Annotated in this window: 19 protein-coding genes; 12 read left to right on the plus strand and 7 right to left on the minus strand. The window is 71.4% G+C overall.

What is annotated here, in order from left to right:
* Positions 1-33: 33 nt before the first annotated feature.
* Positions 34-498: a MarR family winged helix-turn-helix transcriptional regulator gene (locus tag CG736_RS38670; RefSeq protein WP_043915996.1), complete on the minus strand. Its 465-nt coding sequence runs from the start codon at positions 496-498 to the stop codon at positions 34-36.
* A 106-nt stretch (positions 499-604) separates the two neighbouring features.
* Here CG736_RS38670 and CG736_RS22775 point away from each other — a divergent pair, with 106 nt between their 5' ends.
* Positions 605-1,639 (plus strand): DUF3533 domain-containing protein, encoded by a 1,035-nt coding sequence (locus tag CG736_RS22775; protein ID WP_232734116.1) that lies wholly within the window; start codon positions 605-607, stop codon positions 1,637-1,639.
* Between the two features lie 25 nt (positions 1,640-1,664).
* On the opposite strand, the gene CG736_RS22780 is transcribed toward CG736_RS22775, so the two are convergent.
* The 3 genes from CG736_RS22780 to CG736_RS22790 form a co-directional block, all read right to left on the minus strand.
* Positions 1,665-2,189, minus strand: coding sequence for a GtrA family protein (locus tag CG736_RS22780; RefSeq protein WP_100588044.1), 525 nt, complete (start codon positions 2,187-2,189; stop codon positions 1,665-1,667).
* 78 nt (positions 2,190-2,267) lie between these two features.
* A complete protein-coding gene (lon, locus tag CG736_RS22785) occupies positions 2,268-4,661 on the minus strand; it encodes an endopeptidase La (RefSeq protein WP_100588045.1) in 2,394 nt (797 codons plus the stop codon).
* A gap of 110 nt (positions 4,662-4,771) precedes the next feature.
* Positions 4,772-5,464, minus strand: a complete 693-nt coding sequence (locus tag CG736_RS22790; protein WP_100588046.1) for a rhomboid-like protein — start codon at positions 5,462-5,464, stop codon at positions 4,772-4,774.
* A gap of 358 nt (positions 5,465-5,822) precedes the next feature.
* On the opposite strand from CG736_RS22790, the gene CG736_RS22795 reads away from it, so the two are divergent.
* The 6 genes from CG736_RS22795 (at position 5,823) to CG736_RS22820 (ending at position 14,268) form a co-directional block, all read left to right on the plus strand.
* Positions 5,823-6,557: a response regulator transcription factor gene (locus tag CG736_RS22795; protein ID WP_014138042.1), complete on the plus strand. Its 735-nt coding sequence runs from the start codon at positions 5,823-5,825 to the stop codon at positions 6,555-6,557.
* 79 nt (positions 6,558-6,636) lie between these two features.
* Positions 6,637-7,776, plus strand: a complete 1,140-nt coding sequence (locus tag CG736_RS22800) for an ATP-binding protein (protein WP_100588047.1) — start codon at positions 6,637-6,639, stop codon at positions 7,774-7,776.
* Positions 7,777-8,065: 289 nt separating this feature from the next.
* A complete protein-coding gene (locus CG736_RS22805) occupies positions 8,066-11,824 on the plus strand; it encodes a multifunctional oxoglutarate decarboxylase/oxoglutarate dehydrogenase thiamine pyrophosphate-binding subunit/dihydrolipoyllysine-residue succinyltransferase subunit (RefSeq protein ID WP_100588048.1) in 3,759 nt (1,252 codons plus the stop codon).
* A gap of 128 nt (positions 11,825-11,952) precedes the next feature.
* Positions 11,953-12,132, plus strand: coding sequence for a DUF6104 family protein (locus CG736_RS22810; RefSeq protein WP_043915988.1), 180 nt, complete (start codon positions 11,953-11,955; stop codon positions 12,130-12,132).
* 221 nt (positions 12,133-12,353) lie between these two features.
* Entirely contained in the window at positions 12,354-13,247 is an 894-nt protein-coding gene (locus tag CG736_RS22815; RefSeq protein ID WP_100588049.1) for a DUF4097 family beta strand repeat-containing protein, read from the plus strand.
* Position 13,248: 1 nt separating this feature from the next.
* A complete protein-coding gene (locus CG736_RS22820; RefSeq protein WP_100588050.1) occupies positions 13,249-14,268 on the plus strand; it encodes a PadR family transcriptional regulator in 1,020 nt (339 codons plus the stop codon).
* Positions 14,269-14,337: 69 nt separating this feature from the next.
* On the opposite strand, the gene CG736_RS22825 is transcribed toward CG736_RS22820, so the two are convergent.
* Together CG736_RS22825 and CG736_RS22830 are read right to left on the minus strand one after the other, a co-directional pair.
* A complete protein-coding gene (locus CG736_RS22825) occupies positions 14,338-15,300 on the minus strand; it encodes a zinc-binding dehydrogenase (RefSeq protein WP_100588051.1) in 963 nt (320 codons plus the stop codon).
* A gap of 313 nt (positions 15,301-15,613) precedes the next feature.
* Entirely contained in the window at positions 15,614-16,807 is a 1,194-nt protein-coding gene (locus CG736_RS22830) for an NADP-dependent malic enzyme (RefSeq protein ID WP_100588052.1), read from the minus strand.
* 567 nt (positions 16,808-17,374) lie between these two features.
* Here CG736_RS22830 and CG736_RS22835 point away from each other — a divergent pair.
* The 5 genes from CG736_RS22835 to CG736_RS22855 all read left to right on the plus strand — a co-directional run bounded on the left by CG736_RS22835 (position 17,375) and on the right by CG736_RS22855 (position 22,067).
* On the plus strand, positions 17,375-18,304 hold the full coding sequence (locus CG736_RS22835) for an ABC transporter substrate-binding protein (protein WP_100588053.1): 930 nt from the start codon (positions 17,375-17,377) through the stop codon (positions 18,302-18,304).
* 305 nt (positions 18,305-18,609) lie between these two features.
* Positions 18,610-19,554 (plus strand): ABC transporter substrate-binding protein, encoded by a 945-nt coding sequence (locus CG736_RS22840; RefSeq protein WP_100588054.1) that lies wholly within the window; start codon positions 18,610-18,612, stop codon positions 19,552-19,554.
* A 35-nt stretch (positions 19,555-19,589) separates the two neighbouring features.
* Positions 19,590-20,552: an amino acid ABC transporter permease gene (locus CG736_RS22845; RefSeq protein WP_198520581.1), complete on the plus strand. Its 963-nt coding sequence runs from the start codon at positions 19,590-19,592 to the stop codon at positions 20,550-20,552.
* 41 nt (positions 20,553-20,593) lie between these two features.
* Positions 20,594-21,346: an amino acid ABC transporter ATP-binding protein gene (locus CG736_RS22850; RefSeq protein WP_043916818.1), complete on the plus strand. Its 753-nt coding sequence runs from the start codon at positions 20,594-20,596 to the stop codon at positions 21,344-21,346.
* Positions 21,347-21,470: 124 nt separating this feature from the next.
* Positions 21,471-22,067 (plus strand): CGNR zinc finger domain-containing protein, encoded by a 597-nt coding sequence (locus tag CG736_RS22855; protein WP_100588055.1) that lies wholly within the window; start codon positions 21,471-21,473, stop codon positions 22,065-22,067.
* 7 nt (positions 22,068-22,074) lie between these two features.
* Here the strand turns inward: CG736_RS22855 and sodX are convergent, their stop codons facing one another.
* Complete coding sequence (gene sodX / locus CG736_RS22860) at positions 22,075-22,482, minus strand: nickel-type superoxide dismutase maturation protease (protein ID WP_255419026.1); 408 nt, start codon at positions 22,480-22,482, stop codon at positions 22,075-22,077.
* Positions 22,483-22,528: the final 46 nt, after the last annotated feature.

The raw sequence follows: 22,528 nt of genomic DNA on the forward strand, positions 1-22,528 counted from the left end.
AGCCCAAGTAAAGAAACCCTCCCGACGCCCCGCTCAGACCCCCTCGGTCAGCTCGTTGAACCGCTCCAACAGCCGCGCGAACTGCTCCAGCTCACCCAGCTCCCACGCCGCCAGCGAGGCCCGGAACCGCGCCATCCGCACCTCCCGGGCCGCCGCGAACCGCCGCTCGCCCTCCTCGGTCAGCGACACCAGCGAGGCCCGCCGGTCCAGCGGATCGGTCTCCCGGTGCAGCAGGCCCAGCTCCTCGATCGCCCGGATCTGCCGGCTGACGGTGGCCTTGCCCACCCCGAAGTGCAGCCCGATGTCGGTCACCCGGGCCCGCCCGGACTCCCTGATGAAGGAGAGCAGGACGTACGCCCCGGCCTCCAGTTCCGGATGCACCAGCCGGGAGACCTCGGAGGCCCGCGCCCGGCTGCGCCGGAACAGCGTCGCCACCTCGCGCTCGACCGCGAGAAATGCCAGTTCGGAGGCGTCCGGCTGCGCCACGGGGTCGTTCATGGCGCTCAGTATCGCGCAGGCGGCGCCTCCCCCGACGGGTAACTGTTTCATGATATGAAGTATCCGTTTTGCGTACTGGCACCGGATTGATAGGGAGATGCCCCGCATGGCAGAGCCTGCAAAGGGATTCGTCAACGACCTCAAGGACGCGGTGACACCACGCGCGTTCCTCCTGGTCGTCGCCGTCCTGCTGCTGCAGCTCGGCTTCATCACCTCGTACGTGGGCGCGCTCCACCAGCCGAAGCCGCACCAGCTGTCCATCGCAGTGGTCGCCCCGCCGGAGGTCGCGCCGAAGCTGACCGCCGCCCTGGAGTCCGTCCCGAACGAGGCGGTGCGCGCCTCCGTCGAGCCCGACGCGGAGACCGCGAAGGCCCGGATCAAGGACCAGAAGATCTACGCGGCCTGGGTGTTCGACCCGGCCGGCACCCAGGACACCCTGCTGGTCGCGGAGGCCCGCGGCCCGGCCGCGTCCGGCGCCGCCGAGCTGATCGTCACCAAGGTCGCGGCCGCCCAGCACCGCACCGTCGAGGTGCAGGACACCATTCCGCTGGCCGCCGGCGACGGCAAGGGCCTGTCGAGCTTCTACCTGGTGGTCGGCTGGTGCGTCGGCGGCTACCTGGTCGCCTCGATCCTCGGCGTCAGCGCCGGCGCCCGCCCCGCCAACACCAACCGGGCCACGGTGCGCCTGGGCACCCTGGCGCTGTACTCGATCGCCGCGGGCCTCGGCGGCACGCTGATCACCGGCCCGATCCTGAACGCGCTGCCCGGCTCGATCCTGGCGCTGACGGCCATCGGCGCACTCGTGGTGTTCTCGGTCGGCGCGGTCACCATGGCGCTGCAGTGCCTGTTCGACATCATCGGCATCGGCGTGGCCGTGCTGATCTTCGTGGTGCTGGGCAACCCCAGCGCGGGCGGCGTCTACCCGCCGCCGCTGCTGCCCACGTTCTGGCGGGCGATCGGCGAGTGGATCCCGAACGGCGCCGGCACCTCGGCCACCCGCTCCATCGCCTACCTGGGCTCCTCCGCGATGGCGCTGCCGCTGACGGTGCTGGCGGTCTGGGCCGTCCTCGGCGTCGCGGTGACCTACGTCGCGGCGGCCCGCCGACCGCTCTTCGGCCGCCCCACCCCGAACGGGGTGTGAGCGGCCGTCACGGACAGGGCGGGGGTCAGACCCGCTCGGGCTCCCGCCCCTGCTCCTGGTCGGTCACCCGGTCGGAAAGCCGGGTGAACACGAAGCGGTTCATCGCCCAGTAGCGGAACACCATCGCCACCAGGGTGCCGATGAGCATGCCGCTGACGAAGTCGGCGACTTCCTGGGTGAACTTGCTGACGTCCGGGTAGCGCAGGTCGAACACGTAGCGCGAGGCCGCCAGCGGAAGGTCGTTCACGCCGACCGCGAGGGCGCTGACCACCATGAACAGCACCGCCTCGCGCTGCTTGCCGGCCGCCCGGAAGGACCACTGGCGGTTCCACACGTACGACACCACGGTGGCGAGCGCGGTCGCGATGGTCAGCGCGATGACCGGCTTCGACTCGAAGACGGTCATCTTCAGAGCGAAGTTGATCACCATGGTGATCAGGAAGCAGGTTCCTCCGACGACGAGGAACTTGACCAACTTGCGGTGCTTGACCAGGAACGGGCGGAACTGCTCCGGGATAGCGGTCAGCGCGCGCTGTGTAGGGGACGGCATGCGGGAAGTCTGCCACGGGCCCGGATCGCCAACCACCAGGGGCCCTCGGAGTGGACACTCCGAGGGCCCCGGCCGTCCTCAGGCCGCCGCGACCAGCACCTCGGCCGGCTCCAGCGCCAGCCGCAGCACCTCCCGCACGTCGGCGACGGCGTGCACCGTGAGCCGCTCCAGCACCTCGGCGGGGACGTCGTCCAGGTCCGCCTCGTTGCGCTTCGGGATGATCACCGTGGTGACCCCGGCCCGGTCCGCGGCCAGCAGCTTCTGCTTGACCCCGCCGATCGGGAGCACCCGCCCGGTCAGCGACACCTCGCCGGTCATCGCCACGTCGGTGCGCACCTTGCGCCCCGACAGCAGCGAGGCCAGCGCCGTGGTCATCGTGATGCCCGCGCTCGGACCGTCCTTCGGCACCGCGCCGGCCGGCACGTGCAGGTGGATGCCCCGCTCGCGCAGGCCCGTCACCGGCAGCTCCAGCTCGGCGCCGCGCGACCGCAGGTAGGAGAGCGCGATGTGCGCCGACTCCTTCATCACGTCGCCCAGCTGCCCGGTCAGCGTCAGCCCGGTCGAACCGGTCTCCGCGTCCGCCAGCGACGCCTCGATGTAGAGGACGTCACCGCCGGCCCCGGTCACCGCCAGCCCGGTCGCCACCCCGGGCACCGCGGTGCGCCGCTCGGCCGGCTCCTGCGCCGCCTCCGGCACGTGGTGCGGCCGGCCCAGCAGCGCCCGCAGGTCGTCCGCGCCGACCGCGGCCGGCAGCTCGCGCTCGCCCAGCTCGGTCTGCGCCGCGACCTTGCGCAGGATCCGCGCGATCGCCCGCTCCAGGTTCCGGACGCCCGCCTCCCGGGTGTACTCGGCGGCGAGCCGGCGCAGCGCCTCCTCGTCCACCGTCAGCTGCTCCGCGGCCAGGCCCGCCTTGGCGAGCTGGCGGGGCAGCAGGTGGTCGCGGGCGATGGCGACCTTCTCGTCCTCGGTGTAGCCGTCCAGCCGGACCACGTCCATCCGGTCCAGCAGCGGCTCCGGGATCGCCTCCATGACGTTGGCGGTGGCCAGGAACACCACGTCCGACAGGTCCAGCTCGACCTCCAGGTAGTGGTCCCGGAAGGTGTGGTTCTGCGCCGGGTCCAGCACCTCCAGCAGCGCCGCCGCCGGGTCGCCCCGGTAGTCCGACCCGACCTTGTCGATCTCGTCCAGCAGCACCACCGGGTTCATCGTCCCGGCCTCCTTGATCGCCCGGACGATCCGGCCGGGGATCGAGCCCACGTACGTCCGCCGGTGGCCGCGGATCTCCGCCTCGTCCCGGACGCCGCCGAGCGCCACCCGCACGAACGACCGGCCCATCGCCCGGGCCACCGACTCGCCCAGCGAGGTCTTGCCGACACCGGGCGGGCCGACCAGCGCCAGCACCGCGCCCCCGCGCCGGCCGCCGATCTGCCCCAGCCCCTGGTCGGCCCGGCGCTTGCGCACCGCCAGGTACTCGACGATCCGGTCCTTCACGTCCGCCAGCCCGTTGTGGTCCGCGTCCAGCACGGCCCGCGCACCGGCCAGGTCGTACGCGTCCTCGGAGCGCTCGTTCCACGGCAGCTCCAGCACCGTGTCCAGCCAGGTGCGGATCCACGAGCCCTCGGGCGACTGCTCACTGGAGCGCTCCAGCTTGTCGACCTCCTTGAGCGCCGCCTCCCGCACCTTCTCCGGCAGCGCCGCGGCCTCCACCCGGGCCCGGTAGTCGTCCTCCTCGGAGTCCGCCTCGCCGTTCAGCTCGGCCAGCTCCTTGCGGACGGCCTCCAGCTGGCGGCGCAGCAGGAACTCCTTCTGCTGCTTGGCGACGCCGTCCTCGACGTCCTTGCGGATGGTGTCGTTGACCTCCTCCTCCGCGAGGTGCTCGCGGAGCAGCCCCAGCGCGTACTCCAGCCGGGCCGGCCGGTCCGCCTCCAGCAGCACCTTCAGCTTCTGCTCGGCGGTGGCGAACGGCGCGTACCCGATGTTGTCCGCGAGCTCGCCGATGTCCTCGATCGCCGCCACCCGGTCGACGATCTGCCACGCCCCGCGCTTGCGCAGCCACTTCGTGGACAGCGCCTTGTACTCCTTGGCCAGCTCGGCCGCCCGGCCCGCCACCGGCAGCCCCGGGTCCGACTCCTTGAACGGCGTGGTCTCCACCCACAGCGCCGCCCCCGGCCCGGTCGTCCCCGTGCCGATCCGCACCCGTCGCACGGCCCGCACCAGCGCCGCCGGATCCCCGTCGGCCAGCCGCCCCACCTGCTCGACCGTCGCCAGCGCACCCACCGCCGCGTACGACCCGTCCAGCCGCGGCACCAGCAGCACCTGCGGCTTCCCCCCGTTGCTCCCCGCCCTGGCCGCCTCCACGGCAGCCCTCACCTCCGGATCCGAGAGCTCCAGCGGAACCACCATGCCGGGGAGCACCACCTCGTCGTCGAGCGGCAGCACAGGCAGAGTGAGTGGAACGGACGTCGATGCCATGATCTCTCCCCAGTCAGTGAAGTTGAGTCGACCTGACTAAGGCTTGGCGCGCATCGATTGTTCCCCTCCGGCTGTTCACCCTGAGCGAAGCGGGCGCCGGCCGGCGCGGCTCAGCTCTCCACGACCGTCGCCGTCTTCCAGGCCCGCACCCGCTCCGGCCCCCGGGGCCCCTTCCCCCGCCGCAGCCACGGCCACATCGCCACGCCCAGCAGCATCGCCGCCGGATGCCCGACCGAGGTCACCAGGTCGGGATCGGTGAGCAGCTGGTGCCCGATCAGCGCCAGCCCCGCCCCGAGCGCGAGCGCCCGCCCGGGCCGCCGCAGCAGTCCGGCCAGCCCGCCCAGCGAGGCCAGCACTCCGTAGCTGACGCCGATGTCCATCGCGTCCAGCACGTCGGGCGCGGTCGCCCCGCCGGCCACCGTCGCCACCACCACTCCCTGCGAGAGCAGCGTCGCGCCGATGTGGCCGGCCCCGAAGACGCCGAGGGCACGGAGTCCGCCGGCCCGTCGTTCCAGGGGGGCGACGGTGAGGAGGAAGGCCCAGAAGTAGGGCATCCAGACCGATCCGGCGACCCACAGCCCGCTGCCGAGGAGGGAGACCACGGGATGGACCGTCAGGTTGTGCGCGTCGGTGGAGGACACCGACTGGAGTCGGTGCACCGTCTCGGGGTCGCCGAACCGGGCGTAGAGCGTGGTGCCGAGCAGCAGGGCGAGGTAACCGAGCGCGAACGGATTCGTCCGGGGGGTGGGGACGGCCCGCAGCCCCGGCCTGATCAGTCGTCGTCGCAGTTCCGCGCTGGTCATGGTGCCTCCCGAACGCCTCGTCGGGCCCACGATACGGGGGGCGGGTGAAAGGTGTCTGGGTAAGTCCTGTGAAGACCACTGCACGTGCATATGCCGCTCGCACACGTACCGTTACAGGTCGCGAGTGCTGCGGGTAAGGTACTGGCCCGTGCCCGTCCGAACGGGGACCTGCCAACCATGACGGTCCGCGGCCGGAATCCTCCGGTCCGCCATACCGGGCGGGGACGGCGTCCGTACGCTGCCAGGAGCAGCACCGGCGGGCGGGGCAACAGCCCACGACGGAACAAGACGACTACGAAGCGGAGCCCGCCGTCCCCACAGGCGGCCGGCCCGCAGCCCTGGGGGCGGTGGCGTGACCGTGACAGAGATTCAGCAAGAGACGATCAGCAGTGGCCCGGTGGGCACCCAGCGACGGGTGCTCGTGGTGGAGGACGAGCCGACCATCGCGGAGTCGATCGCGGCGCGGCTGGGAGCCGAGGGCTTCAAGGTGGCGGTGGCCCACGACGGGCCGGGCGCGGTGGACGGCTTCCACACCTGGCAGCCGGACCTGGTGGTGCTCGACATCATGCTGCCGGGCTTCGACGGCCTGGAGGTGTGCCGCCGGATCCAGGCCCAGCGCCCGGTGCCGGTGCTGATGCTGACCGCGCGGGACGACGAGACGGACCTGCTGGTGGGTCTGGGCGTCGGCGCGGACGACTACATGACCAAGCCGTTCTCGATGCGCGAGCTGGCGGCCCGGGTGAACGTGCTGCTGCGCCGGGTGGAGCGCGCCCAGCAGGCGGCCCGTACGCCGGCGCTCGGCAGCCTGCGCTTCGGCGAGCTGGAGATCGACCACGTGCAGCGCCGGGTCCGGCTGGGTTCGGGCGACGTGCACCTGACGCCGACCGAGTTCGACCTGCTGGCCTGCCTGGCGGCGCAGCCGCGCGCGGTGCTGACCCGCGAGCAACTGCTGGCCGAGGTGTGGGACTGGACCGACGCGTCCGGCACCCGCACGGTCGACAGCCACGTGAAGGCGCTGCGTCGGAAGATCGGCGCCAGCTGGATCCGTACGGTGCACGGCGTGGGGTACGCGCTGGAGGCTCCGCTGTCCTGACCCGGCGCCGCCGGTCCGGGCCTCCGGGGGGCCCGCGCGGCGTTCCGGTCGTGCACGGGGGACGAGTACTGGGGACACCATGACCTTTCCGCAGCAACGCAACGGGGAAGCCGAGCCGACCCCGCAGCCCCCGCTGGCGGTGCGCGCCGCGCGCCGGGTGTGGGCCGACATCCGCCCGTTCGACCCGGTGCGCTCGGTCAAGGGCAAACTGGCGATGCTGGTGGTCGTCTCGGTGGTGCTGGCCACCGGCATGGTGGTGGTGGCGATCCGGTCGGAGACCCAGATCCGGATCATCATGATCTTCTCGCTGATCGCCTCGCTGCTGTTCATGCAGTTCCTGGCGAACGGCCTGACCGCGCCGCTCAGGGACATGACGGCGGCGGCCCGGTCGATGGCCGAGGGCGACTACAGCGCCCGGGTGGACGTGTCCTCGCGGGACGAGATCGGCGAGCTGGCCGACACCTTCAACCGGATGGCGGGCGATCTGGAGGCCGCCGACCGGCACCGCCGCGAGCTGATCGCCAACGTCTCGCACGAGCTGCGCACCCCGATCGCGGCGCTGCGCGGCCTGCTGGAGAACGTGGTGGACGGCGTGGTGAAGCCGGATCCGAAGAACCTGGGCGCCGCGCTGGAGCAGACCGAGCGCCTGGGCCGGCTGGTCACCCACCTGCTGGACCTGTCGAAGCTGGACGACGGCGTGGTCCCGTTGGACTGCCGCCCGTTCCAGGTGCAGGAGTTCCTGGACGGCGTGCTGCGGGGCGTGACGGTGGACGGCGCGACGGCGGGCGGCGCGTACGCCCGGCGCGAGGACGTGCGACTGGCGCTCGACGTGCAGCCGGCCGACCTGTCGGCGGTGGCGGACGCGGAGCGGCTGCACCAGGTGGTGGCCAATCTGGTGGACAACGCCTGCAAGCACTCGCCGGCCGGCGGCACCGTGACGGTGCGGGCCCGGGCGGTGGAGGCCGGCGGGCTGCTGCTGGAGGTCGAGGACCAGGGTCCGGGCATTCCGCCCGCCGACCGGGAGCGGGTGTTCGAGCGGTTCGGCCGCAGCGGTTCGCCGACGGCGCTCGGCCCGGGCAGCGACGGCGGGACCGGTCTGGGCCTCGCGATCGCCCGCTGGGCGGTGGACCTGCACGGCGGCCGGATTCGGGTGGCGGAGGCTCCGGCCGGCTGCCGGATCGAGGTCACCCTGCCGGGTGAGAGCGTCGTCACCGCTTAGTTTGTGGCGGAACCGGTACAAACCATGTTCGAGGCCGGGCCGGGGCGATCAACGAACCGTCCCGGACCGCCAGTTCGTCCGATTTTCACTCGGTATGACAGAGATCGACCCACCCGCCGGTTCCCTGCTTTCCGGCATCTCTAACGCACAGTTCCAGCCAAAATCCGGTCCCACGATGTGATCTGGGCGACGCCTGAGCATCGGGGACTGCGCGATCACTGGTCGGAGGCGTAGCCTTAATCCCCGCTGTCCACCATCCCAAAAGGAAGCGGAAGAGGGCGGTTGCCCCGTGTCGCCACACCAAGAAACCCCCAGCTCGGCAAGCTCCACTGGCTTCGGCCCCAATGAGTGGCTCGTCGACGAGATCTACCAGCAGTACCTCCAGGACCCGGCCTCGGTCGACCGTGCCTGGTGGGACTTTTTCGCCGACTACAAGCCCGGTACCGAGGTGACTCCAGTGACCCAGGCCGCAACTCCGGTCGGCTCCCAGCCGGCCCCCGTTGCCGCTCCCGCTGCCGCTGCTCCGGCCGCGGTCGCCCCCGCCGCTCCGGTCGCCGCCCCGGCGCCCGCGCAGCCGGTGGCCGCCCAGGCCCCGCTGGCCGCCGCTCCCGCCGCCCCGCCCGCGCCGAAGGTCGCGGCCCCGGCCGCCGCCGCCGCCGCGCCGGCGCAGGCCGCCGCCGAAGGCCCGCAGCTGATCCAGCTGCGCGGCCCGGCGAAGGCCGTGGCGTCGAACATGGATGCTTCGCTGGAGGTCCCGACCGCCACCTCGGTGCGCGCCGTGCCCGCCAAGCTGTTGATCGACAACCGCATCGTCATCAACAACCACCTGCAGCGCGCCCGCGGCGGCAAGGTGTCCTTCACCCACCTGATCGGCTACGCGCTGGTTCAGGCCGTGAAGGCCAACCCGGGCATGAACTACAGCTACAAGGTGGAGGACGGCAAGTCCTACCTGGTGAAGCCCGAGCACGTGAACCTGGGCCTCGCCATCGACCTGGTCAAGCCGAACGGCGACCGCCAGCTGGTCGTCGCGGCCATCAAGAAGGCCGAGACGCTCGACTTCTTCGGCTTCTGGCAGGCCTACGAGGACATCGTCCGCCGGGCCCGCGCCAACAAGCTGACCATGGACGACTTCACCGGCGTCACGGTCTCGCTGACCAACCCGGGCGGCATCGGCACCGTGCACTCCGTGCCGCGCCTGATGCAGAACCAGGGCACCATCGTCGGCGTCGGCGCGATGGAGTACCCGGCCGAGTTCCAGGGCTCCTCCCCGGAGACGCTGGCCCGCCTGGGCGTCTCCAAGATCATGACGCTCACCTCGACCTACGACCACCGGGTCATCCAGGGTGCGGCCTCGGGCGAGTTCCTCCGCTCGATCCACCAGCTGCTGCTGGGCGCGAACAACTTCTACGACGAGGTGTTCGAGGCCCTGCGGATCCCGTACGAGCCGGTGCGCTGGGCCACCGACGTGGCGACCACGCACGACGACGAGGTCAACAAGACCGCGCGCGTCATGGAGCTCATCCACTCCTACCGGGTCCGCGGCCACCTGATGGCCGACACCGACCCGCTGGAGTACATGCAGCGCAAGCACCCCGACCTGGACGTCACCACGCACGGCCTCACCCTGTGGGACCTGGAGCGCGAGTTCGCGGTCGGCGGCTTCGGCGGCCAGAAGATGATGAAGCTCCGCGACATCCTCGGCCTGCTGCGCAACACGTACTGCCGCACCGTCGGCATCGAGTACATGCACATCCAGGACCCGGCGCAGCGCAAGTGGATCCAGGAGCGCCTGGAGAAGCCGTACACCAAGCCGGAGCGCGAGGAGCAGCTGCGCGTCCTGCGCCGGCTGAACTCGGCCGAGGCGTTCGAGACCTTCCTGCAGACCAAGTACGTCGGGCAGAAGCGTTTCTCGCTGGAGGGCGGCGAGTCGCTCATCCCGCTGCTGGACGCCACCATCGACGCCGCCGCCGAGCACCGCCTCGACGAGGCCGTCATCGGCATGGCGCACCGCGGCCGCCTGAACGTGCTGGCGAACATCGTCGGCAAGCCGTTCGGCAAGATCTTCGGCGAGTTCGAGGGCAACCTCGACCCGAAGTCGATGCACGGCTCGGGCGACGTGAAGTACCACCTGGGCTCCGAGGGCACCTTCACCGGCCTGGACGGCGAGACCATCAAGGTGTCGCTGGCCGCGAACCCGTCCCACCTGGAGACCGTCGACCCGGTCGTCGAGGGCATCGCCCGCGCCAAGCAGGACATCCTGGACTTCGGCGGCACGACCTTCCCGGTGCTGCCGATCCAGATCCACGGCGACGCGGCCTTCGCGGGCCAGGGCGTGGTCGCGGAGACCCTGAACATGTCGCAGCTGCGCGGCTACCGCACCGGCGGCACCGTGCACATCGTGGTCAACAACCAGGTCGGCTTCACCGCCGCCCCGACCTCCTCGCGCTCGTCGATGTACTGCACCGACGTGGCCCGGATGATCGAGGCGCCGATCTTCCACGTGAACGGCGACGACCCGGAGGCCGTGGTCCGCGTCGCGCGGCTCGCCTTCGAGTTCCGTCAGGCGTTCCACAAGGACGTCGTGATCGACCTCATCTGCTACCGCCGCCGCGGTCACAACGAGGCCGACAACCCGTCGTTCACCCAGCCGCTGATGTACGACCTGATCGACAAGAAGCGTTCGGTGCGCAAGCTGTACACCGAGGCGCTGATCGGTCGCGGCGACATCACCATGGAAGAGGCGGAGCAGGCGCTCCAGGACTTCCAGGGACAGCTGGAGAAGGTGTTCGCGGAGGTCCGCGAGGCCACCGCCGCCCCGGCCCCGGCCGAGACCGGCCGCCCGGTCGCGAACTTCCCGGTGTCCATCCAGACCGGCATCTCCGCCGAGATGATCAAGCGGATCGCCGCCTCGCAGGTCAACCTGCCGGACTGGCTGACCGTCCACCCGCGTCTGCTGCCGCAGCTGCAGCGCCGCGCCGCCTCGGTCGAGGACAACACCATCGACTGGGCCACCGGCGAGGCGCTCGCCATCGGCTCGCTGCTGATGGAGGGCCACCCGGTCCGCCTGGCCGGCCAGGACTCGCGCCGCGGCACCTTCGGCCAGCGCCACGCGGTGCTGATCGACCGGAACACCGGCGAGGACTACACCCCGCTGATGTACCTGACCGAGGACCAGGCCCGTTTCACCGTCTACGACTCGCTGCTCAGCGAGTACGCGGCGATGGGCTTCGAGTACGGCTACTCGCTGACCCGCCCGAACGCGCTGGTCATGTGGGAGGCGCAGTTCGGCGACTTCGTCAACGGCGCGCAGACCATGGTCGACGAGTACATCGCGTCCGCCGAGCAGAAGTGGGGCCAGCACTCCGGCGTCACCCTGCTGCTGCCGCACGGCATGGAGGGCCAGGGCCCGGACCACTCGTCCGCCCGCCCGGAGCGCTTCCTGGCGCTGTGCGCGCAGGACAACATGACGGTCGCCATGCCGACCCTGCCGTCGAACTACTTCCACCTGCTGCGCTGGCAGGCGCACAACCCGCACCACAAGCCGCTGGTCGTCTTCACCCCGAAGTCGATGCTGCGTCTGAAGGCTGCGGCGTCCTCGTCGTCCGAGTTCATGAGCGGCTCGTTCCGCCCGGTGATCGGCGACAGCACGGTGGACCCGGCGCAGGTGCGCAAGGTGGTCATCACCTCCGGCAAGTTCTACTACGACCTGGAGGCGGCCCGGACCGAGCGCGGCGTCACCGACACCGCCATCGTCCGCGTCGAGCGCCTGTACCCGCTGCCGATCGCGGAGCTCCAGGAGGAGCTGGCCCGCTACGGCGAGGGCGTCCAGTTCGTCTGGGCCCAGGAGGAGCCGGCCAACCAGGGTGCCTGGCCGTTCATCGCGATGAACCTGGTCGACCACCTGCAGGTCGTCATCGGCCGCTCCGCCAACAGTGGCGCCCGCCTGCGCCGCGTCGCCCGCACGGCCTCCTCGGCCCCCGCGGTCGGCTCGGCCAAGCGGCACGCCGCCGAGCAGGCGGCCCTGGTCGACGAGGTGTTCGCGCTCTGACGCGCTGACGCCCGCCCGGCCCTGTCGGCCCCCGTCCCCGGTCTCCGGGGGCGGGGGCCGCACCCGTTCCCGGGCGGCGCACTATCCTGGGCGACGGCGTACCAGAACCACCACCGGAGCGAGTAACCGTGTACTTCACCGACCGCGGCATCGAGGAGCTGGAGAGCCGGCGAGGCGAGGAGGAGGTCACTTTCGAGTGGCTGGCCGAGCGCCTGAAGGAGTTCGTCGACCTGAACCCCGACTTCGAGGTGCCGGTGGAACGGCTGGCCACCTGGCTGGCCCGGCTGGACGACGAGGACGAGGACTGACGCACCGTCAGCAACGCGGCCCGGAAGGCGTTTTCCGCCTTCCGGGCCGTCGTCCTTCCGGGCGGCCCCGGGGTCGCGCCTCGGGGGTGGGGTCGGGGTCGGCCGGGGTGCGGTCCGGGTCCGGATCGGGGTCGGAGCGCCTTGACTTCCGCCCGACGCGATATATCGTAAATACCAACGACAACGCGATACATCGCGTATGGGAGGACGGGGAGCCGGACATGTTCCAGCGGACGGTAGACAGCACCGAGACCATCACCTTCGACGAGACCGTGCACATCCTGCACGTGCGGGCCGTCGACGGCACCGTGAACGTGGTCCCCACCGAGGGACCGGCCCGCCTCGAAGTGGCCGCCCTGGAGGGCGAGCCGATCGAGGTCACCCTGGTCGACGGCGAGCTCACCGTCACCTACAAGGACCTCAGCTGGGCCCAGTTCGGCGAGGCCGCGAAGTCCGTGCAGACCGTGAAGTCCTACTTCTCCGGCCTGCGCCGCAAGCGCCGCGTCGAGCTCACGGTGGCCGTCCCGGCCGCCGCCGCGGTCAAGGTCGGCACGGTCTCCGCCCACGCCACCGTCTCCGGCATCGCCGGCGAGGTCGGCGTGCACGGCGCCAGCGGCGACACCACGCTCGCCGGGCTGACCGGCCTGGTCTCCGCCAACACCGTCTCCGGAGACGTGGACGCCGAAGGCCTGTCCGGCGAGCTGAAGGTCAACACGGTCTCCGGCGCGGTCACCCTGGTGGCCGGCAGCGCCACCCGGATCCGCGCCCACTCGGTGTCCGGCGCGGTCACCCTCGACCTGGACGCCGCCACCCCCACCGACATCGGCGTCACCACCGTCTCCGGCCCGGTCGGCGTCCGACTGCCCTCGTTCGCCGACGCCAAGGTCGAGGCCGGCACCACCAGCGGCACCCTCTCCAGCGCGTTCGCCGAGCTCAGCGTCGGTGGCGGCTGGGGCTCCAAGAAGCTCTCCGGCCAGCTCGGCTCCGGCGCCGGCCGCCTCCAGGTGACCACCGTCACCGGCGCGGTCACCGTCCAGCGCCGTCCCGACGCCGAGGAGGACCAGCCGGCCAAGGAACTGACCGCCGGCCCGCTCGACCTGACCAAGGAGGTCTGAGATGACCCCGGTGTTCGGCCACGGCCGGCTCCGCCTGTACCTGTTGAAGCTGCTCGACGAGAGCCCCCGGCACGGGTACGAGGTGATCCGCCTGCTGGAGGAGCGCTTCCACGGCCTGTACGCGCCCTCCGCGGGCACCGTCTACCCCCGGCTCGCCAAGCTGGAGGCCGAAGGCCTGGTCAGCCACACCACCGAGGGCGGCCGCAAGGTCTACCGGCTCACCGACACCGGGCGCGCCGAACTCGCCTCCCGCCAGGCCGAGCTGGAGGCCCTGGAGGCGGAGATCCACGACTCGGTCGGCCAGCTGGCCGGCGCCATCCGGCAGGACGTCCGGGACAGCGCCAAGGACCTGCGCGCCGAGTTCTGGCAGCAGGCCAAGGACACCCCGGCCGCCGCCGGCGACCCGTTCGCCACGCCCTGGCAGAACAAGGAGTCCTGGCAGCGCGCCAAGGAGCAGTTCGCCCAGCTCAAGGCCGAGGCCAAGGAACAGGCCCGCCGCGCCAAGGAGCAGGAGAAGGCGGCCCGCCAGCAGGCCAAGGCCGCCGAGGCCGAGGCCAAGCGGCTGCGCGAGCAGTCCAAGGCCGCCCGCACCGCCGCCCAGCAGGAAGCCCTGCGGCTCAAGCGCCGGATCGAGGAACAGGTCCGCGAGCACACCTCGCACGGCGACTGGTCCACCGGCCTGGCCGAGGGCCTGGCCGAACTCACCCGCGGCCTCGGCTCGCTGGCCGACGCCGCCCGCTGGGGCAGCACCGAGACGCCGGCCGCGGAATCGCCGACCGCCGAATCGCCGACCGCAGCGGAAGCCGTCCGGATCGACCTCGACAAGTCCGACGCCGAGCTGCCGGACTGGGCCCGCACCGACCCGGCCGGCGACCCGGCCCGCGAGCTGGAGCGCCTGCTCGACCGCTTCCGCGACCACGTCCGCGACACCGCCCGCGACCGCGGCGTGGACGCCGCCGGCCTGGCCCGCGCCCAGCAGGCACTGGCCGCCGCGGCCGGCGCCCTGCACCGGCGCCGCTGAGCCCGAAGAGCCCCTGGCCTTCCCCCAACCCCCTCGGGGCCGGGGGAGGGCCAGGGGCTCTTCGCCTGCTCAGGGCGTCAGCACCAGCTTGCCGAACACCTGCCCGCGCTCCAGCTGCTCGAACGCCGCGCGGGCCTCCGCCAGCGGCCGCACCGAGTCGATCACCGGCCGCACCCCGGAATTCGCGCACAGCGCCAGCAGACCGGCCAGCTCCTCCTTGGAGCCCATGGTCGAACCGACCACCTTCAGCTCCAGGAAGAAGATCCGGTTCAGCTCGGCGGCCTTCGGGCTCGGCCCGCTGGTCGCCCCCGAGATCACGATCGTCCCGCCCGGACGGAGCGACTTCACCGAGTGCGACCAGGTCGCCGCGCCCACCGTCTCCATCACCGCGTCCACCCGCTCCGGCAGCCGGGCGCCGCTCTCGAACGCGGCATCCGCGCCCAACTCGACCGCACGGGCCCGCTTGGCCTCGTCCCGGCCCGTCACCCAGACCCGCAGCCCCGCCGCCTTCGCCAGCACCACCAGCGCCGTCGACACCCCGCCGCCGGCCCCCTGCACCAGCACCGTGTCACCCGGCTTCACGCCCGCGTTGGTGAACAGCATCCGGTACGCCGTCAGCCACGCCGTCGGCAGGCACGCCGCCTGCTCGAAGCTCAGCTCCTTCGGCTTCGGCAGCAGGTTCCACGTCGGCACCGCGACGCGCTGCGCGAACGTCCCCTGGTAGCGCTCGGTGAGGATCGACCGCGGCTCGTCCGGGCCCACCCCGTGACCGCTCTGCCCGATCACCGAGTGGATCACCACCTCGTTGCCGTGCTCGTCCACCCCGGCCGCGTCGCACCCGAGGACCATCGGCAACCGCTCGGCCGGCAGCCCCACCCCCCGCAACGACCACAGGTCGTGGTGGTTCAACGTGGCGGCCTTCACCGTCACCACGCTCCACCCCGGCCGCACCTCCGGCTCGGGCACCTCGCCCAGCTCCAGCGCGCTCAACAGATCGTCAGGACTGATACGGGCGGCATAGGCAGCAAACATGCCCGGACCATAGCCCTGCGGCCGCCCGGCTGTTAACCACGACCCACTGTGAGACGACGCATATTGCGCGACGGCAGGAGAAGCGCACAACCGGCGAGCACAACCAAGGGAGCACAACCAGAGGGTGCGAACCCAGGGGCGCGGGGAACTGCGCGAAGCGGAAGGCACCCCGTCCGCAAGATCGCGACGCGGGCAATGACTTGCCGTTGGTCGCGACCTTACGGACCGGTGTGCGCTTGTCGCGCAGTTCTCCCCCCAGCCCCAGCGGACTGGGAGGTGCCCCCACGCGCCCCTGTCTTCGCAACCACCTGCGTTACAGCCGGGCGAGGCCCTCCGCCTTCGCCGCGTCCGCGACCGCCCGCGTGACCGCCGGGGCGACGCGCTCGTCGAAGGGGGACGGGATGACCTTCTGCGGGGTCAGTTCGTCCGCGACGACGCCCGCCAGGGCCTTCGCGGCGGCGAGCTTCATGCCCTCCGAGATCCGGCTGGCCCGGACCGACAGCGCGCCGGCGAAGATGCCCGGGAAGGCCAGCACGTTGTTGATCTGGTTGGGGAAGTCGGAGCGTCCGGTGGCGACGACGGCCGCGTAGCGGTGGGCGACCTCGGGGTGGATCTCCGGGGTGGGGTTGGCCATCGCGAAGATGAAGCAGCCGGGCGCCATGGTGGCGACGGCTTCCTCGGGGACGGTGCCGCCGGAGACGCCGATGAAGACGTCCGCGCCGTTCAGGGCGTCCGCGAGGCTGCCCTTGCGGCCGGTGCGGTTGGTGAGTGCGGCGATCTCGGCCTTGGCGTCGGTCAGGTCGCCGCGGCCCTCGTACACCACGCCGCGGCGGTCGCAGACGGCGACGTCGCCGATGCCGGCCGCGACCAGCATCTTGGCGATGGCGATGCCGGCCGCGCCGGCGCCGGAGATGACGGCCCGCAGGTCGCCGATCTCGCGGCCGGTGACCTTGGCGGCGTTCCAGAGGGCCGCGGTGGTGACGATCGCGGTGCCGTGCTGGTCGTCGTGGAAGACCGGGATGTCGAGCCGCTCCTGGAGCTGCTTCTCGATCTCGAAGCAGCGGGGGGCGGAGATGTCTTCGAGGTTGACGCCGCCGAAGGACGGGGCCAGCCGGACGACCGTCTCGACGATCTCGTCGACCTCGGTGCAGGCCAGCGCGATCGGGACCGCGTCCACGCCGCCGAACTGCTTGAACAGGATGGCCTTGCCCTCCATGACGGGCAGCGAGGCCTCGGGGCCGATGTCGCCGAGGCCGAGCACCGCGGTGCCGTCGGTGACGACGGCGACGGTGTTGGCCTTCCAGGTGTAGTCGTTGACCAGTTCGGGCTTCTCGGCGATGGCGGTGCAGACCCGGGCGACGCCGGGGGTGTACGCGAGGGACAGGTCGTCCGCGTCGCGCACCGGAACGGTGGCCCGGACCTCCATCTTGCCGCCGCGGTGCAGCGCGAAGACGGCGTCGACCGGGTCGTCCGTGCTCTGGGTGTCGGTGATGATCTCCGCTGCCACAATGACCTCTTCGTCATAGGCGAAGGCGCGCCTTCCGACGGACTTCGACCCGCTCGCGCGCCGATGCGCGAAGGACGGGCACGCCGTCGGTGGCGCACCCGTGGCCGGGTCGGGGCGCTGCCGTCGGGCGGGCGCCCTCGGGTGAGGGTTTTCGGTGTTCTGCGCTGTTTCGTCGGGACGCCGGCATCGCACCGTTCCGCCGGGTCCGTCTTGTTCCGCGTGGCCCCCGAAGCGAGGGGTCCGCAGGCACTCGCAGGAGTGAACGCAGACACGCAAGGAAGCTGGTGCCTCGGATACGGAGCCGGTGACGGCTTCCGTTCCTGCGCACCCCGGCCCTGTGGCGAACCGGCGGTCTGAGTTCTGCGTCGGGGGTCACCCGATAGCAGATTCTGACACACCCGCCACCGGAGTCGGCCGGAGGGGATGGCAGTATCCGGTGTTCGACCACCGTTGTCCGGACGTTCCCGCGCCTTTCGGGTCCGCGTCCGGACCGCCCACCGCGCCCGGCCGCGCACAACCCGCGCACGGCGACGGAGGCCCGCACCGCCTCTCCCACAGGAGCACGTCATGTCGTTGGCCACTCATTCCTCCGACTCCCCCGCAAGACAGCGGCTCGCCATCGCCGCGGCGGCCGGCTCGCTGCTGCTGCTGACCGCCTGCGGCAGCTCGTCCTCGGGCGGTCCGGCGCCCGCCGACCTGCACGGGCAGCTGCCCGATCCGGTGCGCAGCTCGGGAGTGCTGCGGATCGGCACCGATCTGAAGTACGCCCCGATCGGTTTCAAGACCGCGGAGGGCAAGCCGGACGGCCTGGACGTCGACCTGGCGAACGCGCTGGGCCAGGCGCTGGGGGTGCGGGTGCAGTTCGCCGAGACGCCGTTCGAGCGGCTGTTCCTGGGGTTGCAGGCGCACGAGTTCGACGTGGTGATGTCGGGGATGACGGACAACCTCCAGCGCCGGGACGGCACCGACGCCAAGGGCATGAAGATGAACTCCGGCGTGGACTTCGTGGACTACTTCGTCACCGGCACCTCGATCGTGGTGGCCAAGGGCAACCCGCAGAAGATCGGCACGCTGGACGACCTGTGCGGGCGGACGGTGGCACTGCAGCGCGGGACCGTGCAGGCGGTGCTGGCGGAGCGTCAGGCCGCGGTGTGCGACAAGGCGCACAAGAAGCTGACGATGCAGCAGACCGACACCGACGACCAGGCGCTGGCGCTGGTGGCGCAGGGCAAGGCGGCCGCGGACCTGAGTGACACGCCTGCTGCGGCGTACGCGGCGCAGCAGGGGCGCGGTGGGGCGCAGTTCCAGGTGGCGGGCGAGCAGATGCAGGCGGGGCCGTACGGGATCGTGCTGTCGAAGGAGGACACCGCGCTGCGGGACGTCCTGGTGAAGGCGCTCGACCGGGTGATCCGCAGCGGTGAGTACGACAAGATCCTGGCGAAGTGGGGGCTGTCCTCCGGGGCGGCGCAGAACGCGGTGGTGAACGGCGGCTTCTAGCCGTCGGTGGGCGGGCCGGGGCCCGGACCGGTGGCGGTTCCGGGCCCCGGCACGCCCATGATGCATACTTATGCGTCATGTGACATGGTCAGGGTAATGGTCCGAATAGCGGACACATGGTGGTCCTGTTATCCGATTTTGATCTGATCCGAGGCCCGATCAGCCCTGCACGGTGGCAGGATTCCCCCACACATCGGATCCACCTGTCACCTCGGCGGAGGGTGGCGAGCACCGACCACGCTGTACCGCACCGCTCCCCCCAGCGGCGCAGGCCCCGTCCGACTCCCCAGGAGGAGATCCCCCTCATGACCGCTCGTACCCCGCGCACCCGGCTGATCGCCGCCGCTGCCGTCCTCGCGACCGGCTCCCTGCTCCTGACCGCGTGCGGCAGCACCACCAGCTCCTCCGGTTCGGCCGGCGCCGCGGGCCCCGCGGCCATACCGACCCAGGCCGTCCCGGCCGCCTCCGCCGACCCTGCGCTGGCCGCGCTGCTCCCGGCCGACATCAAGTCCTCCGGCAAGCTCGTGGTCGCCGCCGACGCGTCCTACGCGCCCAACGAGTTCAAGGACGAGAAGGGCGCCATCGTCGGCATGGACATCGACCTCGCGGTCGCCATCGCCCAGAAGCTGGGCCTGACCGCGGACGTCCAGAACGCCGACTTCACGTCGATCATCCCGGGCATCTCCTCGAACAAGTACCAGCTCGGCATGAGCTCCTTCACCGACACGAAGGAGCGCGAGGCGACCGTCGACATGATCACCTACTTCACCGCGGGCTCCGCCGCCGCCGTGAAGAAGGGCAACCCGGACAAGATCGACCCGAAGGACCTGTGCGGCAAGAAGGTCGCGGTGCAGACCGGCACCACCCAGGCCGACGAGGTCAAGGACACCCGCAACCCGGACTGCGTCAAGGCCGGCAAGCCGACCATCCCGAACGACGGCGACAAGTTCACCCTCCAGACGGACGTCACCCAGTCCCTGATGGCCGGCCGCGACCAGGTGATGCTGGCCGACTCGCCGGTCGTCGACTACGCGCTGAAGCAGACCGGCGGCCAGCTGGAGAAGCTCGGCGACACCTACGACTCCGCCCCGTACGGCGCCATCGTCAACAAGGGCAGCCAGCTGACCAAGGCCGTCCAGGGCGCGATCACCGCGCTGATCGCCGACGGCACCTACAAGACGATCCTCGACAAGTGGGGCGTCTCCGCCGGCGCCGTCACCACGTCCGAGATCAACGCCGCCAAGAGCTGACCCTCCGCCGCCCGAGCCCCTGACGAGGTAATCACGTGAACAAGACCGACCAGGGGTCGGTGACATCGGGACGGTCTGAGGCCATCAAGGCCGTCCCGGTCCGCCACCCCGGACGCTGGGCCGGAGTCGCGGTCATCGCCGTCCTCGCCGCGATGCTGCTGCACGCCCTGATCTACAACCCCGCCTTCATGTGGGACGTGGTCTGGCGGACCATGCAGGACCAGACCGTGCTCCACGGCATCTGGGTGACCATCGAACTGACCGTCCTGTCGATGGTGATCGGCGTGATCGGCGGCGTCCTGCTGGCCGTCATGCGGCTGTCCGGCAACCCGGTGCTGTCCGGCACGGCCTGGTTCTACATCTGGATCTTCCGCGGCACCCCGCTGCTGGTGCAGCTGGTGTTCTGGAACAACATCGGCTTCCTGTGGCCGAAGCTGTCGATCGGCATCCCATTCGGCCCGTCGTTCTTCTCTGAGTCCTCCAACACCCTGGTGCCGGTGTTCACCGCCGCGCTGCTCGGCCTGGCGCTGAACGAGGCCGCCTACATGGCGGAGATCGTCCGGGCCGGCATCCAGTCGGTGGACGAGGGGCAGGCCGAGGCCGCGCACGCGCTCGGCATGTCGAAGGCCGCCACCATGCGCCGGATCGTGCTGCCGCAGGCGATGCGGGTGATCATCCCGCCGACCGGCAACGAGACCATCTCGATGCTGAAGAACACCTCGCTGGTCCAGGTGATCGCGCTGGTCGAGCTGTTCACCGCCGGTCACGACATCTACGCCCGCACGTTCCAGACCGTGCCGGTGCTGATCGCGGTGTCCATCTACTACCTGCTGATGACCTCCGTCATGACGATCGGCCAGTACTACATCGAGCGGCACTACGCCCGGGGCGCCAACCGGACGCTGCCGCCCACCCCGATCCAGCGGATCCGCGCCCTGCTCGGCGGCACGCCCGCCGCCAAGGCCGCCCCGGTGTCGGACGAAGGGAGCCAGGCATGACCGACCTGACCAAGCCGCCGGTGACCGCCGACGCCCGTCCGATGGTCAAGGCCGAGGGCGTGCACAAGTCGTACGGCCAGGTCGAGGTGCTCAAGGGCATCGACCTGGAGGTGAAGCAGAGCGAGGTGTTCTGCCTGGTCGGCCCGTCCGGCTCCGGCAAGTCCACCTTCCTGCGGTGCATCAACCACCTGGAGAAGATCAACGCCGGCCGGCTGTACGTCGACGGCGACCTGGTCGGCTACCAGCAGCGCGGCGACCGGCTCTACGAGCTGAAGGACCGCGAGGTCGCGCTGAAGCGCCAGGACATCGGCATGGTGTTCCAGCGGTTCAACCTGTTCCCGCACATGACCGCGCTGGAGAACGTCATCGAGGCGCCGGTGCAGGTCAAGAAGGAGAACCGGGCGGCCGCCAAGGAGCGGGCGATGGCCCTGCTGGAGCGGGTCGGACTGGCCGACAAGGCCGGCAACTACCCGACCCAGCTCTCCGGCGGCCAGCAGCAGCGGGTGGCGATCGCCCGGGCGCTGGCCATGCAGCCCAAGCTGATGCTGTTCGACGAGCCCACCTCGGCGCTCGACCCCGAACTGGTCGGCGAGGTGCTGGACGTCATGCGCGGCCTGGCCGAGGAGGGCATGACGATGATCGTGGTCACCCACGAGATGGGCTTCGCCCGCGAGGTCGGCGACGCCCTGGTGTTCATGGACGGCGGTGTGGTGGTCGAGTCCGGCCACCCGCGCGAGGTGCTCACCAACCCGCAGCACGAGCGCACCCGGGCGTTCCTGTCCAAGGTGCTCTGACCCGCTTCCGCTCCCCCGGTGCCCGTCGCACGCCCCCGCGTGCGGCGGGCACCGGCGCGTCCACGCCCACCTGTAATACCCTGGAGTCCTTGAGCCCGTTACATCCCGCCTCGGAAGGACCCCCGTGGATCTCGCCTCGTACGCCGACTTCGCCGTTCGGCTGGTCAACAGCGAGGAGCCGGACCGCGGCACCGACACCCTCACCTCGGTGGACACCGTCCGGTCCCTGTTCGGCAGCACCTCCGCCCGGGCGTCCGCACTCGCCGACGAGGCCGACCTGCCCCGGCTGCGCGGCGTCCGCACCCGGCTGCGCGGCGTCTTCGAGGCCGCCGCCGACGGCGAGGACGTCCGGGCCGTCAACCTGCTGAACAGTCTGATGGTGGAGTACCCGGTCAGCCCGCTGGTCTCCGGCCACGACGACCTGGACGACACCGGCCGCCCCAACTGGCACCTGCACCTGGCCGACAACGCGCCCACCGCGGCCGCCAACTACGCCGCCGTCGCCTGCATGGGGCTGGCCATCCACCTCACCGAGCTCGGCGTCGACCGGCTCGGCATCTGCCAGGCCGCGCCCTGCCGCAACGCCTACCTGGACACCTCCACCAACCGCTCCCGCCGCTACTGCTCGGATCGCTGCGCCACCCGCGCCAACGTGGCCGCCTACCGGGCCCGCAAGCGTCAGGAGGCGCAGCGCGCGCTGGCGGAGGCCGGCCAGGACTGAGCCGCCGTCAGAGCTCCGTCTCCACCGGCGCGCTGACGCCCAGCCGCTCGGCCAGCCACGCCGGGCGGCCGCGCAGCACGCGCTCCAGACCGCGCCCCGGGGCCAGCCAGGCCGGCCGGGGCGCCAGCCGCAGCAGCACCCGGCCGAGCACCAACTCGTCCGGCACCGCGCCGTATTCGCGGCTGTCGGTGCGCACCAGCGGGTTGTCGGAGAGCATCCACCAGCCGCCGGGCCGGCGCCCCACCGCCCGCTTCACCACCAGCAGGTCCTGCTGCAGCGGGTGCCGGAACAGCGCGATCGCGCCGGGCCGCAGCGGCGCGCCGTAGCGGACCAGCACCCGGTCGCCGTCGGACAGCAGCCGGCGCATCGACGGTCCGGCGATGTCGGCCACGCCGAGCGGTGTCCCATATCGCACGATTCCCACTCCTTCTTTTGCCCTAGGCCCCCGGGGCGACGGCGAA

This window comes from Kitasatospora sp. CB02891 (assembly GCF_002803145.1).
GTDB lineage: Bacteria > Actinomycetota > Actinomycetes > Streptomycetales > Streptomycetaceae > Kitasatospora > Kitasatospora griseola.